The organism is Jannaschia faecimaris (assembly GCF_900107415.1).
Taxonomy (GTDB): Bacteria; Pseudomonadota; Alphaproteobacteria; order Rhodobacterales; family Rhodobacteraceae; genus Jannaschia; species Jannaschia faecimaris.
Map to the genome: position 1 here is coordinate 251985 of NZ_FNPX01000001.1, position 15173 is coordinate 267157.

Genomic DNA, 15173 nt, shown 5'->3' on the forward strand with positions numbered 1-15173 from the left:
GAGCCGGGGTCCCGTGGCTCAACTGGATAGAGCAGCCCCCTCCTAAGGGGCAGGTTGCAGGTTCGAGTCCTGCCGGGATCACCATGCGTCGCCAACCCGTCGCGGCGAGAGGTTTATCCGCCGTCCTTCCCATGCGACGATCACTCCTCGGGCACAACTTGCCCCTAACGGGAAGGACCGCCGCCATGACCTTATCTCGCCTTGTCCTGATCGGGTTCAGCGGCAACATGCTTGAGGCATTCGAAGCGGCGCAGGCGCAGTACGAGATCGCCGCGATCCTCTCCGACGATCCGGCCCACGGCCCCGCGTTCGAAGGCGTGCCGGTTCATCCGCTGTCTGCGGTGCCGGAGTTCGGAGACGCGCAGTTTCTCTGCCTGATCGGATCGGAAAAATCGTTTCGCGGTCGCGGAGCGCTCATAGCGCGGCTGGGCGTTCCGGCGACACGCTTCGCACGACTGATCGACGGGCACGCGGTCGTATCGCGTTTCGCGCAGGTCGGGGCGGGAAGCGTGCTGTTTTCAGGGGCGACACTGACGTCGAATGCGGTTTTGGGCGAACATGTGATGGTCTTGCCGCAGGCCGTCATCCACCACGACGTTACGATCGGAGATCACAGCATCATTGGTACGCACGTGACGATCGCGGGTGGCGTGCGGATCGGGGAAAGCTGTTATGTCGGCAGTGGGGCCACGATCATGAGCGGGGTACAGATCGGGGCGGGCGCATTGGTCGGAATGGCGGCGAATGTCATCCGGGACGTGGCCCCGGGTGACATTGTCGCGGGCAACCCCGCGCGCGTGCTGCGCGGGGCCGGTGGCTAGGCCTCCATTGCCTGGAGAAACTTGACGGTCGACCGGGCTTCCGGCACCGCCTCTCTCAGGGCGTCCACAACGGTTTGCACCATGGCATCGGTCATCAGCGGGTGGACCGGCAGCAGAACCGAATGATCCCGCGCGTACGTGGAACGGCGCAGATCGTGGCGCATGGGCAAATCGGCCTGCGACTCCTCAAGGTGCATGCACATGATGCCGCGCCGGGTGGCGACGCCGCGATCCAGCATGGCCTGCATCAGCCGTTTCTGGTCGATGTCCGGATCAAGGGTAACGCAATAGCTTTGCCAGTTGCTCCGCGCCCAGGGCGGCTCGACCGGGGGCTTCGCACCGTGGATATCCGCCAGGCTCTCCGTAAGCTGCGCCGCGATCTCGCGACGTCTTCGAACGATTTCGGGCAGGCGCTTCAACTGAACGCGTCCCACCGCCGCCTGGATATCAGTCATGCGATAGTTGTAGCCAAGCTCCGGATAGTCCTCGAAGACGATTTCCCGCGCCGCATGCCGGGCCGTGTCGGAGACCGACATGCTGTGCTGTCGCCACAGGCGAAACCGCGCATCTAGTGCCGCATCACGGGTCGTAAGCATCCCGCCTTCGCCCGTCGTAATAACCTTGCGCGGGTGGAAAGAGAAACAGGCGACGTCCCCATGGGGTCGGCCGATCGCCTGCCATGTGTCATCTATCAGAATCTCCGATCCGATCGCGCAGGCCGCATCTTCGATCAACGGCAGGTTGTGTGCCTGCGCGATGGCAAGAAGCCCCGGCAGATCGCAGGGCATCCCGATCTGATGGACGCACAGAATCGCGCGTGTCTTCGACGTGATCGCCGCAGCCGTCGCATCAAGGTCGATGTTGAACCCGCCCGGCTCGATATCGACGAAAATCGGGATCGCACCACATTGCCGGATCGCGTTCGCGCCGGCGATAAACGAATGGCTCACGGTAATGACCTCGTCCCCGGGCCCGATTCCCAGTCCGAGGCAAGCCAGGTGCAGCGCGGTCGTGCAATTCGATACGGCACAGGCGTGGGGGGCCCCCACGTCCTCGGCGAATTCCGCCTCGAAGGCGGCAACCTGCGGCCCTTGGGACACCCATCCAGACAGAACGGCATCGTGGGCGGCTTGCGCCTCTTCCTCCCCGAGGAACGGCTTTGCGATGGGGATCATGCCGACACCTCCAGTGGGGGTTCAGTCGCCAGTTCGCTGCGCCACCAGTCGATCAGATCGGCGATGCCGCGGTCCACCGGGATCTCCGCTTCAAAACCAAGTTGTTCGGACGCGGCCACGGTCGAGGCCAGCCGCCGCGGCACGGGATTAACGCTGCGCTCCTCGGCGTGAACGGGGATCAGCTCGGGGCGGCCCATGCCCGCAGACAGCAGGTGCGCGAGGTCCAGCAGGGACGTCTCGGTGCCGCTGCCGACGTTGAACACGGCATCGGTTGCCGGCATGTTCGCCGCCAGGATATTGGCCCGCGCAACGTCGCGCACGTCGATCATGTCCATGGTCTGCAACCCGTCGCCGAAGACGATGGGCGGCTGACCAGCCGCGATCCGCTCCATCCAACGGACCATCACCTCGGTATAGCGACCGTGCAGATCCATCCGGGGCCCGTAGACGTTGAAATACCGCAAGGCGACGTAGTCGAGGCCGTACATGTCGTTGAACGACCGCAACAGACCCTCGCCCATACTTTTCGCCGCACCGTAGAGTGTACGATTGCCATAGGGCGGGTCGGTCTCGGGCGTCGGGAAGCTGGGTGCCATTCCGTAGATCGATGCGGAAGACGCCATCACCACCTTGCGCACCCCGGCCTCCTTGCATGTCTGCAAAAGGTCATAGGTCGCCTGTACCATCACCGCCATCGCCGCATCGGGTTCAGCGGCGCAGTGCGTGATCCGCAGTGCCGCCTGATGGAACACGGTATCCGTTCCGATGACAAGCCGCTGCATCAGGGCGCGGTCGCAGATGTCGCCTTCGATCAGGTTCAACCGGTCATCTTCGAGTGCGACGGCAAGGTTTTCCCGCCGCCCGCGCACCATGTTGTCGACTACGACGATCTCGCTGCATCCTTCCTGAAGAAGCAGATCGACGATATGCGAGCCGACAAAGCCGCTGCCGCCGGTCACCAGGACGCGTTTTCCGTAGAGGGGGCCACGTTTCATTGGGTCATCCTTTCATGCTTCGACCGGGATGGTCTCTCCAGCGTATCGGTTCACCGAAGTCAGGATCTGCCGCAGGTCGGAGTCGTTAAGTTCGGGATAGATCGGCAACGACAGGGTCGTGTCGGCCAGTGCCTCGGCCACGGGGAAATCACCACGGGCGTATCCCAGTCGCGCATAGGCGGGTTGCAAATGAACCGGCACGGGATAGTGAATGGCCGTCGGAATATTGACCGCCGCCAGTTGGGCGCGCACGGTGTCGCGGTCGGCCACCCGGATCGCATAGACGTGGCACGCGTGATCGTCGCCAATGGGCCCCGCCGGCCGTTCGATTTCGGGCGAAAGCTCCTCATGGTAGCGGTTCGCCACGCGCCGTCGGCCGGTGGTCCAGTCCTCCAGGTGCGGAAGCTTCACGTCCAGGATCGCTGCCTGCACCGTGTCCATGCGGGCGTTGAACCCCTCCAGGACGTGGTTGCCCTTACCCTTTTGACCCCAGTCGCTCAGGCACCGAACGCTATCGGCCAGCGCGGACGATCCGGTCACGATCGCCCCTCCTTCCCCATAAGCGCCAAGGTTCTTGCCGGGATAGAAGCTGAAGCAGCCGATGTCACCGAAGGTGCCCGCACGATAGCCGTCGCGCGTCGCGCCGTGGGCCTGCGCCGCGTCTTCAATCACGATCAGGTCGTTCTGACGCGCGATGGCGCAGATCGCCTCCATGTCCGCCAGCCGTCCATGCAAATGAACCGGCAAGATGGCTTTCGTTTTCGGCGTGATGGCGGCAGCGATGCCCGCCGGGTCCATCGTCCAGGTCACCGGATCGATGTCGACCAGGACGGGCGTTGCGCCAGCATAGAGAATGGCCGCCACCGTCGCCACAAAGGTCGAGGGCACCGTTATCACTTCGTCACCGGGTCCCACGCCCGCGGCCAGGAGTGCCATGTGCAGCGCCGAGGTGCCGCTGTTGACGGCGACGCAGTGCCGGGCCCCGCAAAAAGCGGCGAAGTTCTCTTCGAAGCGGTCGACAGGCTCGCCAAGGATGTAATTGCCGCTGCGCATCGTCTGGAGGACGGCGGCTTCGACGTCCTCCGCGATGGAGCGGTACTGACTGCGGAGATCTAGAAACGGAATCACGATGCGACCCTCTCTTGCTGAAGCTCAACTGGAAAGCCACGTTGCCGGGTGGACCGCGTCGCCGCGTCCAGCAACTCGACCACGCGCAGCCCGCTGTGGCCGTCGGTGATGGGCACGCCGCCGGTTTCGATGCACCGCACGAACTCCTGCACCTCGCTCAGCAAGGCTTCCTTGCTGGACAACGCCGGGGCATGCATGTCGCCCAGCCGGTAGGACATCCTCGGCTCATAGGGGTTATCGCTGGGTGCGGCCCCGCGGTCATAGACTTTGACCTTCTCGCTGCTCTGCATGTCGTCGTAGATGATCATGCGGCGGCTTCCGCCGATCAGCGTCTGCCGGATCTTGACCGGGGCAAGCCAGTTCACGTTCAGATGGGCCATCGCGCCGTCGTCGTAATAGATCGACATATGCGCCATGTTGGCCGGGCTGCCCTTGATGCAGGCGGCGGAACTGGCGGACACAGCCACCGGCTTCGCGTCGAAGATGTGGTCCAGGATGGCCAGATCGTGCACAGCCAGGTCCCAAATGACGTTCACATCCTGCTGGAACAGCCCAAGGTTCACGCGGGTCGAGTCATAATAATAGACCTGACCCAAATCGCCCTTCTTGATGAGCCGTGTGATTTCCTGAACCGCGCCGGTGTAGATAAAGGTATGGTCGACCATCAGGACCAGACCCTTCTTGTCCGCCAGTTCGACCAACTCGGCGGCGCGCGCCGGGGTCTCGGCCATCGGCTTCTCGACGAGGACGTGCTTGCCGGCGCGGAGCGCCGCGCGGGCCAACTCAAAGTGGGTGGCGACCGGCGTGGCGATCATGATCGCATCGACCGCGGGATCGACGATCATCGCCTGGATGTCTGCCGTCAGCCGTGCATCCGGGTGGCGCAGCGCCGCACGGGCACAGGCGGCATCGGACTGGTCGGCAATCATCTCGACTCGCGCACATCCCGATTCGGACACTGCACGTGCGAGGTTCGGACCCCAATACCCATAGCCTGCGATACCCATTCTAATCATGATTGCGTCTCCAGATTCTGGCTGTGTTCATTTTTAAATGCTTCTTGAGTGCCGATCCGGCGCGCCGGAACGCCTGCCATGATCGCGCCGTCAGGCACGTCACGGGTCACGACCGCGCCGGCCCCGATCAGGGCTCCGGTCCCGATCCTCAGTCCACACAGGATTGTTGCGTTCGACCCGATGGCAGCCCCACGCCCCACGTGCGTCGGCTCGCAGGTCCAGTCGTCACTGCCCTTGAGGGTGCCGTCGGCGTTGGTTGCGGCAGGATAGACGTCGTTGGTGAACATCACGCCGTGCCCGACGAAGACGCCGTCCTCAAGCGTGACGCCCTCGCAAATGAAGCTGTGGGAGGAAACCTTGCAGTCCGCACCGACGACGCTTCCGGCCTGGATCTCCACGAACGGGCCGATGCGGCTACCCGCCCCGACCTCGCAGCCATAAAGGTTAACCAGATCGGGATGCGTGACCGTGACATTCGGACCGAGAGTGCAATTGGTAATGGGCAAGTCGGTTGTCCTGTCTTCGGTTGGCCAAAATGGTTCGGCACTACGGATCAAGCCCTGAGGCTCGCAAACAGGCGGTGTTTGTTGAACTAGGCATTTGGGCGGATCGGCGCATGAATTGAGCGGCTCTACTCCGGCATCAAGACCGCCCGGAGGAGCCATTCAGCGGAAGGCGGTGCACAGGTTGTCAGACCCCGCCGACCCAAAGACCACCAAAGAGCCCTCTAGGATGTCCGATAGGATGAGACCTTGCGCCCTTTGGAGGAGTGCGAGTCGGCTGGCGATTGGGTCCGGACCCAACTCCGAAGCCAGATTTAGCGGTGGTTACTTGCCGACAGGCGGCAAACCCCCGCCGAAGCGTGCCCCCCCGGGCGAGCCGGTGCGCAACTTCAAATAATGGAAGCGGCTTTTCGCCGAAAAGGACGGTCGCCGGAAAATCCGTGACAACTCTTTGTAGAAACACGGCAATCATCCGCCTTAGGCATTAAATGTCCCCCATGCCGGAGCCGTAGTCGGGTTCGGGCAAACGGGAACTCGCTCACCCAAAGGGCGAGGTCTGGCGAACGAAAAGGAGGCTGATACTTAATCCAGACGATACGAAACGCTGCTTCACCACCTGCTCGACCGCGGGATCAGCACAATCGCTCTTCTCGGGCCGAACGCCCAAAATAAAAAAAAGGACTCATTGAATGGCAGTCTACTATGTCGACGTAAATGGAAACGATGGGGCGGACGGAAGTGCCGGCTCACCTTTCCGCAGTATTTCCCGTGCGCTTGATTCAAATCTGGCCCCCGGGGACGAAATCGTGGTCCGCGCGGGAACTTATGACGAGTCGCTCAACATCAATCGCGGTGGATCCGCGGCGGGCGACGTCACCCTGCGGGCCGAAGTGCCCGGAACCGTCCTGATCGAGCCGAGCTCCGGCTGGAACGCGATCAGCGTCAACGCGAACTACGTCACGATCGAGGGTTTCGAGATCGCGAACGCCGCAGGCGACGGGATCGAGGCCGATAACGTTCACCACATCACCGTGCGCGATAACGTCCTGCACGGGAATGGCGAGTCGGGGATTCAATTCAACTACTCCGACTTCATCACCGTCGAAGGCAACGAGACCTACGGGAACGCGGCCTCGGGGTGGTATTCCGGCATCTCGATCTACCAGAACCGGAACATCACGGGCGACACCAGCACGGACGGCTTCCGAACGATCGTCCGCAACAACGTCAGCTATGACAACGTGACCTATGGCGGTGCCCATACCGACGGGAACGGCATCATCATCGATGACTTCCAGAGCACGCAGGCATCAGGCTTTCCAAACTACACCTTCGCCACCCTGGTCGAGGGGAACGTCGCCTACGGCAACGGCGGTAAGGGCATCCAGGTCGTCTGGAGCGATAACGTCACCGTGCGTGGCAACACCGCCTATCACAACAACGTCGACCAAGCGAACGACGGCACGTGGCGGGGCGAGATCTCGAACTCGCAGTCCAGCGACAACACCTTCGTCAACAACATCATGGTCGCCGATCCGGGCATCAACAGTGACAACCGAGCCGTCGACAACACCTCCTACGGTGGTTACTCTAACGACAACGTCGTCTGGCAGAACAACTTGATGTTCAACGGCTCGATCGGCCAGGTTTCGGCACGTACCGACGGCGGAAACCCTGCCCCCAGCACTGCGGACGGCAACCTGTATGGCGTCGACCCCGAGTTCGTCGATCCGGCAAACGGGAACTTCAACCTTGCCGCAGGATCCCCGGCGATCGACTCGGGTACCGGGGCCTTTGGCCTGTTCAGTACGGATGTGGACGGCGACGGACGCACCAACGGTACGGTCGATATCGGTGCGCAGGAAGCTGGAAGCACTGCCGCGGCAGCACCAGCGCCATCGCAACCCGCGCCAGCTCCGACGCCCGAGCCTGCACCTGCGCCTGAACCGGTATTCGAGCCGGCTCCGGCTCCGGCTCCGGCGGACAATACCGCTCCGGAAGCGAAAACCGACATCGGATTCGAGACATCCCCCGATTCGCCGCTGATCCTGCGGCAGGCGGATCTCGTCGCCAATGACACAGATGCCGACGGAGACACGATCACGATCTCATCGATCGTCAGTACGAAGAACGGTGAAGCAAGCATAACGGAGGACGGTGACATCCTGTTCACTTCCGACGGCGGAGCGCGCGCAACCGTTGTCTACCGTGTCACCGACGGAAACGGCGGATTCGATACCGCACGGGCAAGGATCAAGGTCGACGAAGATGCGACTCCCGCCCCCGTGACCGAAAGCGCCGCGATCGAGGCCCCGGCACCAGTTTTGCTTGGTTTGCCAGCAAGTACGACAGAGTCCGGGGAGGTCACAGCACCGCTGATACCAACGACCTATCAGAGCATTCTGACCGACATGGGTCAGCCGTTCGATGTTGCACTTAACGACACATCGGCGGTTGAGCTCGGCATGCGCTTCTGCGTTGAAACCGCGGGCGAAATCGACGGCTTCCGCGTCTGGCGCGGCGAGGCGAACGACGCTGAAATGCCGGCGACGCTCTGGGATGGGAATGGTAACGCCATCGCAACGGCCACCTTCGTCGATACGGTCGATGGCGGCTGGCAGGAGGTCATGCTCGACACTCCCATCGCCGTGGAGGCAGGACAGAGTTACACCGTGTCCTACCAGGCCCCCCAGGGGACCTACGCCTACAGCCAGGGGTTCTTCGACCAGACGATCTCGTCGGGTGCGCTCCACGTGGAAGCCGACGCCGGGGTCTTCGACTATGGCCTGACCAACGCCGCGCCGACGGAGAGCTACAACCAGAGCAACTACTGGATCGATGTTCTGTTCGATGCAGCTCCGGACGTGGACAGCTTCACCTTCCAGACCGAAGTGGCGTTGGATACCTTTTCCAGCGGTGCGCTCCTGATCCCCGAACCTGGGGTGCCGATGGACTGGTTTGCCTGAGGCACGCAAGGCTTTTAGGAAAGATTACTAGAAGCGATTGCGACCTACCTCCTCTGATAACAGCCCTCCGCCCGATGACTCCATAGCTCATCGGGCGGAGGACACTTTGCACCGCAAGAAGCCCCGAATTTGACCGTCAGGTGAATTTCCCAAATTCGCGCCACGGTGCACACTCGCCCTTTGTCCGGCAATCCGGCCGACACGGAGGGATATCGAATGGCGCTGAACCCCATCATCGCGGAAAACCTGAAACCCGGCACGGCTCGCGAAATCTGGGATGCTCCGGCGAGCAATCAGATCGAAGGCTTCGCCACAGACTTCAGCGTCGATCAGGGCGAGGGGGTCACCTTCAAGATCAACGTCAATGCCGCCGAGGGGGTCGAGGTCCCCTACACCATCGAGATCTACCGGCTGGGATACTACGGCGGCGACGGTGCGACGCTGGTGACGACGCTGGACGGGCTGACCGGAACGGCGCAACCCGATCCGATCACCGATGAGCGCGGGCTGGTGGACGCTGGCAACTGGGCGGCTTCTGCCCAATGGTTGACGCCCGAAGACGCAGTCTCCGGCGTCTATCTGGCCAAGCTTGTGCGCGCCGACAATGGCGAGACGAACCAGATACCCTTCATTGTGCGCGAAGACGCCCTCCGCTCCGACGGAACGCGCAGCGATATCGTCCTTCAGACGTCGGACACGACGTGGCAGGCCTACAACGGCTGGGCCGGCAACAATTCGCAGGTCGGCGGGAACTTCTACGGCGGTTTCCCCTCCGAAGATCCCGGACTCCCGGATCCGAGCCCGCTGGGCGTGGATCGCGCCTATGCCGTATCCTACAACCGGCCCATGATCACGCGCGACGGCGGCGGCTTTGCCGCGGGGGCGCAGGATTACCTGTTCGGTGCCGATTACGCCGCGATCTACTGGCTGGAAAAGCAGGGCTATGACGTCAGCTACATCTCGGGCGTGGATACGGATCGGCTGGGGGTCGACGCGCTTTTGGGGCACAAATCGTTCCTGTCGGTCGGGCACGACGAATACTGGTCCGGAGATCAGCGAGACAATGTCGAGGCCGCGCGCGACGCTGGGGTAAACCTCCAGTTCTGGGGCGGCAACGACATGTACTGGAAGACTCGCTGGGAGACGAGCATCGATGGCAACGGTACCGAGTACCGCACCCTCGTGAGCTACAAGGAAACATGGGCGAATTACTCGTTGGGCGCGCAGCCCGAGGATTACGCCAACCTGGATCCCGCGAACGAATGGACGGGCACCTGGCGCGATCTGCGGTTCGTTGAGTCGGTCGATGCACAAGGCAACCTGATCGCCAGCGGGGCCGAGCCGGAACACGCCCTGATCGGTACAGCGTTCAAGGGCGATGGTGCCACTGTTGATGACGTCGGAGTGGACGTTCCAGCCGAACTTGCGGGCCTGCGCTTCTGGCGCGACACGACCGTCGCGGATGGTGGCGTGACGAACCTCGCCCCCGGAATCATCGGCTACGAATGGAACAACGTGCCGGATGACGAATTCCGTCCGGCGGGCCTGATCGAATTGTCGAACACATTGGTGGATTGGCCAGAGCTTCTGATAGACCAGGGCAGCCGCACCGTCCCCGGTACGGACACGCATGCGCTGACGCTCTACCGGGCCCCGTCCGGCGCGCTGGTGTTCTCCGCAGGTACCGTATTCTGGACCTGGGGCCTGAGCGATGAGCACGACTCCTCGCCCTATGGCGTATTGGTCGAGAACCTCGCACTCAAACAGTTTACCATCAATATGTTTGCAGACATGGGCATTCAGCCCGGCGTTTCCGACGCGATCCTGGCGTCTCGCGGCCTGGTCCGGGCCGAAGCGTCGACCGACACGGTCGCAGCTAGCATCACACTCGACAACATCCCCGACGAGGTTCTCGCGTTTCAAACCTACGTCATCAGCGGGACGGCGACCGATGACGACGGCGATCCGTTGACCGACGATGGACAAGTCGCGATGGTCGAGGTGTCATTTGACGACGGCGCGACGTGGCGGCCCGCCGAAGGGCGTGCCAACTGGACCTATTCCTGGACTCCGGTCGTTGCAGACACCTACACGATCCGCGCGCGCGCCATCGACGACAGCCTCAATCTGCCGGTCAACACCGGCCTTCCTTCGGACATCGTGACGGTCACGACTCCGCCGCTGCCCGACAGTTTCTCGCTGTTCGACGGTACTCCGGTAGCCGAAGCACCGATCAGTGACGCGGCTGCCCTCGAACTGGGGGTCAGGTTTGAAGTGGCACAGACCGGTGTCGTGACCGAGTTGAGCTACTGGCGTGCGGCAGGGGATGCTGACGATACGGATGTTCGTAGCGGGCACCTTTGGGGCCCGGCGGGCAACCTTTTGGCGACAGTCACCTTCAACTCTGCACCCGGCGCAGTCGGATGGCAGACCGTCGCCCTCAGCACGCCCGTGACGGTTACGGCCGGCCAGACCTACACCGCCTCCTACAAAACCCTGGACAACTACGTCGCAAGCGCCGGATTCTTCGCGTTCGACTACTCCGAACCCTTTAACCAGTTGTCCGTTCCAGCCACCATCGGCGGAGTGTACCGCTACGGAGCCGACCTGGCCGTGCCGACGCAAAGCTTCCAGGAAAGCAACTACTGGGTCGACCTGACCTATGAGATTGGTGCGCCCGGCAACACGGCCCCTGTCATCACCAGCGGGACCGCGTTTTCCACGGTCGAGAACGGCTTCACCGCCGCCACGATTGTGGCGCAGGACGGTCAGAATGACGTGCTGACCTACTCGATCGCCGGCGGGGTCGACGCGGCACGGTTCAACATCGACGCAACCAGCGGCGTCCTCAGCTTCGTCGACCGTCCCGATTTCGAGCTGCCCGCCGATACCGGGGGCGACAATATCTATGACGTCACGGTCGCAGTGTCCGACGGGATCGCCCCTGCGGTGACGCAGGATATCCAGATCACCGTGACGGATCAGGATCCTGAGAGCCCGCCCAACCCACTCGACTCGCTGTTCAATGAAACGCCGGTGAGTGCGCCTCTCCTGAACGACGGACAGGCTCTGGAACTGGGCGTGGAGTTCGAGGCGACCCAGGCTGGCGTCATCACCGAGGTACGCTACTACCGCGCGGCCGGGGATGCGGGTGATACCGACGTGCGCGCCGCACACCTGTGGAACGCCGCCGGAACCCTTCTGGCGACCGGGCAATTCATCTCCGCACCGGGCGAGACAGGCTGGCAGACGGCAACGTTTGCATCGCCGGTCCTGATCCAGGCAGGCCAGACCTATACCGCCTCCTACCGTACCGACGACAATTACCTTGGCTCGAGCGGGTTCTTCGGGACCAACTATACCAACGCCTCCGGCGTGCTCAGCGCGGATGCCATTACAAACGGCGTCTATCGCTACGGTGCCGACCTCGCCGCCCCGACCTCGAGCTTCAATGCGACGAACTACTGGGTCGACCTGGGCTTCGAGCCCGGCGTGGTACCCAGCAACGAGGCCCCCGTCCTGACGTCGGCCAACGCGTTCTCGGCCCTTGAGAACCAGACCCTCGCGGGCACGATCACGGCGACCGATGCGGACAACAACCTGTTGACCTACTCGATCGCCGGCGGGGTCGACGCGGCACGGTTCAACATCGACGCAACCAGCGGCGTCCTCAGCTTCGTCGACCGTCCCGATTTCGAGCTGCCCGCCGATACCGGGGGCGACAATATCTATGACGTCACGGTCGCAGTGTCCGACGGGATCGCCCCTGCGGTGACGCAGGATATCCAGATCACCGTGACGGATGAAGACCCGGAGGCCCCGCCGCTTTCCTTCGCCACCTTGTTCGCGGAGACCGACACACCGGCAACCACGATCACCACCGACCCGACGGTTTACGAGCTCGGCGTGCAGTTCTCGGCGACAACCGAAGGGGAAGTTTCTGACCTGCGCTATTTCCGCAGCACTCCGGACGCGAGCGATACGGATGTGCGCGTTCTGAACCTGTGGGATTCGAATGGGAACCGGCTGGCCACGACAACGGTTCAGTCGGATCCGGGCGACACCGGCTGGCAGATCGGTGCACTGTCAGCACCCGTGACGCTGACGCCCGGCTCGGATTACGTTGTGTCTTATGGCACTACGGAGAACTACGTCGCCACGTCGTTCTTCTTCCAATCCGATTACACGGGCCCCGACGGTTTGTTGGAGGCCGGTGGCGGGAACAACGGGCTCTTTGCGGCCGGCCTCACAGATGTCTTCCCGACCCAGAGTTACCAATCAACGAATTACTGGGTTGATGTGGGCTTCGACGTCACGCCGCTCGCCGCCTTGTCGGCGCTGCTGCAAAACGCACCGCTTGTCGATGAACTGGTATTCTGAGGGGCTACGTGCATTGCGGCTCCGGCCCGGCTCGCGCGTCTATCGCAAGATAGCGCGCGGGGCCGGCATCAGGTAGCCGGGGTCGAAACCACAAAGCTCCGACAGGCGCGGCGCGTTCAGGATCACGACGCGGCCGTTGCGATGGATAAGAAGCTCCCGCTCCCGAAGGTCCCGCAGGGTTCGGTTGACGTGGATCGCGCTGAGCCCGAGCATATCCGCCAACAGGTATTGCGTCAGCGGCAGCGGGAAATCGTGGGGGTCGGACTGGCCCGCCTGTCCCATGCGGACGCCCAGTTCCAGAAAGAAATGAGATACCCGCTCCAACGCGCCGCGACGGCCGTTGTTGATCAGATGTTCGACTAAGATCGCGTGGTCGCGCGCCAGAAACCAAGACAGCGCATGGGAAAGGCCGTTGCCTTCGTTCATCGCCGACATTAGGTCGACGATCGAAAATTCCGCGACCTCCACCTCGGTCAGCGGTTCGATGAACCTGTCTGAAATCTGAATCTGGGTGCAGTGAAAGCCGAGAATGTCCCCCGGAACGTGGCAATCCAGCAGCTGGCGCGAGCCATCGTGGAGAATCTTGTAGGTGATCGTCCACCCCTTAAGCAGGACAAAAGCCCGCCGATCCCGCGCCGGACGATCCACTAGGTTGTCGGTGGGGCGCAGTGTCAGCCTGCGCCGCTCCAAATCGGATATCGTAAGGCGGTTTTCTTCAGACAAGCTAAAATACCGACTAAGGACGCGGTAAAAAGGGTCGGATGCGGGGGTTATCGGCTTGTCTGATTGATCGAATATCACGGTTGGCACCCACTCAAGTAAACAAGGGTGCACCGGCGCGCGCGGAAAGGGGAGGAACTGGCGTTTGACACGATGCTGACCTCCCTGCCGTTAACCTTCGTTAACACTCTATACGACAGGTTAACCCATTCAAGAAACATAAGTTCCCGACCATCTAGGAAATTGCCCCGATAGATTTGTTAACTAGGATCCGGCCTAGGTCCTTGGCACAGTGCACCCTGATCTTGATTGGCGCGCCCTGGCGGCGGCGTCCCGGTCATGGGTTTCGCGACCATCCTGGCAGACGCAGGGCAAACATTGGGGACGCCGCATGGGACATCCGCGTGCGAGGCGGAGCTGTGCAGCCCCGCCCCGGAAACGGCGAGTCCCTAGACCAGGGTCGCTACGCGGTCAGCTCGTTCCTGCATCCGGGAGATCCAGTCGTAGGTTTCAGCCATACCCGTGCGGAGCGGTTTGGACGGAGCCCATCCGAGCCGCTGACGGATTAGTGTGTTGTCGGAATTCCGTCCACGAACGCCCTGCTGACCCGCGATATTGCGGACGCTGATGTTCTTACCTGAAATCCCGATGATCATCTCGGCCAGCGCGTTGATCGAGATCATCTCCGTCGATCCGATATTGACGGGCCCGGCGAAATCCGACCGCAGCAGGCGCAGAGTTCCTTCGACACATTCATCGACGTGCAGGAACGACCGCGTCTGCAGACCGTCGCCCCAAACCTCGATCGTGCCGCCGTTCGGCGTCTCGGCAACCTTGCGGCACAGGGCGGCCGGGGCCTTTTCCTTGCCACCGGTCCACGTGCCCTCGGGGCCAAAGATATTGTGGTAGCGCGCAACCCGGCACGTCATTCCGTAGTTGCGTGCATAGGCGAGGAAGAGACGCTCCGAAAACAGCTTCTCCCATCCGTATTCGCTGTCGGGGTTGGCGGGATAGGCGCTATCTTCGGCGCAGTTCGGATTGTCCGGGTCCAGCTGGTTGTGCTCCGGATACATGCACGCCGACGAGGAGTAGAAAATTCGCCCAACGCCGTGCTCCCGGCAGGCATCGAGGACGTTCAGATTGATCATCGCCGAATTGTGCATGATGTCGGCGTCGTTCTCCCCGGTGAAGATGTACCCTGCCCCGCCCATGTCGGCCGCCAACTGATACACTTCATCGAAGCGACGATCGATCACGGAGCGCACGAGAGACTGCTCCCTCAGATCGCCGAGAACGAACCGGTCGGCCGGGCTCTTGGAAAATTCGCAGCGCTTCAGGTCGACGGCGGTAACAGTCATCCCCTCACGCTTTAGACGCTTGACGATGTGGCTGCCGATGAAGCCACCGGCGCCGAGAACGAGTGCTGTCTTGGTCATGTCGTATTCCTCTGTTCAGGTTTCGATTGTGCT

10 protein-coding genes and 1 tRNA gene are annotated in these 15173 nt (G+C 62.3%); 4 read left to right on the forward strand and 7 right to left on the reverse strand.

Annotation, left to right across the window (positions count from 1 at the left end; all coding sequences use genetic code 11):
• Positions 1 to 7 precede the first annotated feature (7 nt).
• Together BLV27_RS01230 and BLV27_RS01235 are read left to right on the forward strand one after the other, a co-directional pair.
• Positions 8 to 84, forward strand: a tRNA-Arg gene (locus BLV27_RS01230).
• A gap of 101 nt (positions 85 to 185) precedes the next feature.
• Positions 186 to 821: an acetyltransferase gene (locus BLV27_RS01235; protein ID WP_092641070.1), complete on the forward strand. Its 636-nt coding sequence runs from the start codon at positions 186 to 188 to the stop codon at positions 819 to 821.
• Here BLV27_RS01235 and BLV27_RS01240 read toward each other — a convergent pair.
• The 5 genes from BLV27_RS01240 to BLV27_RS01260 are packed head-to-tail and all read right to left on the reverse strand — an operon-like array spanning position 818 to position 5641.
• Positions 818 to 1996: a DegT/DnrJ/EryC1/StrS family aminotransferase gene (locus BLV27_RS01240; RefSeq protein ID WP_092641073.1), complete on the reverse strand. Its 1179-nt coding sequence runs from the start codon at positions 1994 to 1996 to the stop codon at positions 818 to 820. The two genes, BLV27_RS01235 and BLV27_RS01240, sit on opposite strands and share 4 nt — an antisense overlap.
• Complete coding sequence (locus BLV27_RS01245) at positions 1993 to 2991, reverse strand: NAD-dependent epimerase/dehydratase family protein (RefSeq protein WP_092641076.1); 999 nt, start codon at positions 2989 to 2991, stop codon at positions 1993 to 1995. Before BLV27_RS01245 ends, BLV27_RS01240 begins: the two co-directional genes overlap by 4 nt.
• Positions 2992 to 3003: 12 nt before the next feature.
• Positions 3004 to 4119 (reverse strand): DegT/DnrJ/EryC1/StrS family aminotransferase, encoded by a 1116-nt coding sequence (locus tag BLV27_RS01250; RefSeq protein ID WP_092641079.1) that lies wholly within the window; start codon positions 4117 to 4119, stop codon positions 3004 to 3006.
• Positions 4116 to 5135: a Gfo/Idh/MocA family protein gene (locus tag BLV27_RS01255; RefSeq protein ID WP_092641082.1), complete on the reverse strand. Its 1020-nt coding sequence runs from the start codon at positions 5133 to 5135 to the stop codon at positions 4116 to 4118. The genes BLV27_RS01250 and BLV27_RS01255 overlap by 4 nt, the downstream gene beginning before the upstream one ends.
• Complete coding sequence (locus BLV27_RS01260; protein ID WP_092641085.1) at positions 5132 to 5641, reverse strand: acyltransferase; 510 nt, start codon at positions 5639 to 5641, stop codon at positions 5132 to 5134. Before BLV27_RS01260 ends, BLV27_RS01255 begins: the two co-directional genes overlap by 4 nt.
• A gap of 686 nt (positions 5642 to 6327) precedes the next feature.
• Here BLV27_RS01260 and BLV27_RS01265 point away from each other — a divergent pair.
• A complete protein-coding gene (locus BLV27_RS01265; RefSeq protein WP_092641088.1) occupies positions 6328 to 8604 on the forward strand; it encodes a DUF4082 domain-containing protein in 2277 nt (758 codons plus the stop codon).
• 216 nt (positions 8605 to 8820) lie between these two features.
• A complete protein-coding gene (locus BLV27_RS01270) occupies positions 8821 to 12984 on the forward strand; it encodes a DUF4082 domain-containing protein (protein ID WP_092641091.1) in 4164 nt (1387 codons plus the stop codon).
• Between the two features lie 39 nt (positions 12985 to 13023).
• Here BLV27_RS01270 and BLV27_RS01275 read toward each other — a convergent pair whose 3' ends face one another.
• On the reverse strand, positions 13024 to 13707 hold the full coding sequence (locus BLV27_RS01275; protein ID WP_092641095.1) for a Crp/Fnr family transcriptional regulator: 684 nt from the start codon (positions 13705 to 13707) through the stop codon (positions 13024 to 13026).
• Positions 13708 to 14153: 446 nt separating this feature from the next.
• Entirely contained in the window at positions 14154 to 15140 is a 987-nt protein-coding gene (locus BLV27_RS01280; RefSeq protein WP_092641098.1) for an NAD-dependent epimerase/dehydratase family protein, read from the reverse strand.
• Positions 15141 to 15173: the final 33 nt, after the last annotated feature.

Bases quoted from the DNA above. Each gene is read 5' to 3' on its own strand.
- BLV27_RS01240 (WP_092641073.1), bottom strand. From the start codon at position 1,996: ATGATCCCCATCGCAAAGCCGTTCCTCGGGGAGGAAGAGGCGCAAGCC.
- BLV27_RS01255 (WP_092641082.1), bottom strand. From the start codon at position 5,135: ATGATTAGAATGGGTATCGCAGGCTATGGGTATTGGGGTCCGAACCTC.
- BLV27_RS01245 (WP_092641076.1), bottom strand. From the start codon at position 2,991: ATGAAACGTGGCCCCCTCTACGGAAAACGCGTCCTGGTGACCGGCGGC.
- BLV27_RS01265 (WP_092641088.1), top strand. From the start codon at position 6,328: ATGGCAGTCTACTATGTCGACGTAAATGGAAACGATGGGGCGGACGGA.
- BLV27_RS01235 (WP_092641070.1), top strand. From the start codon at position 186: ATGACCTTATCTCGCCTTGTCCTGATCGGGTTCAGCGGCAACATGCTT.
- BLV27_RS01280 (WP_092641098.1), bottom strand. From the start codon at position 15,140: ATGACCAAGACAGCACTCGTTCTCGGCGCCGGTGGCTTCATCGGCAGC.
- BLV27_RS01270 (WP_092641091.1), top strand. From the start codon at position 8,821: ATGGCGCTGAACCCCATCATCGCGGAAAACCTGAAACCCGGCACGGCT.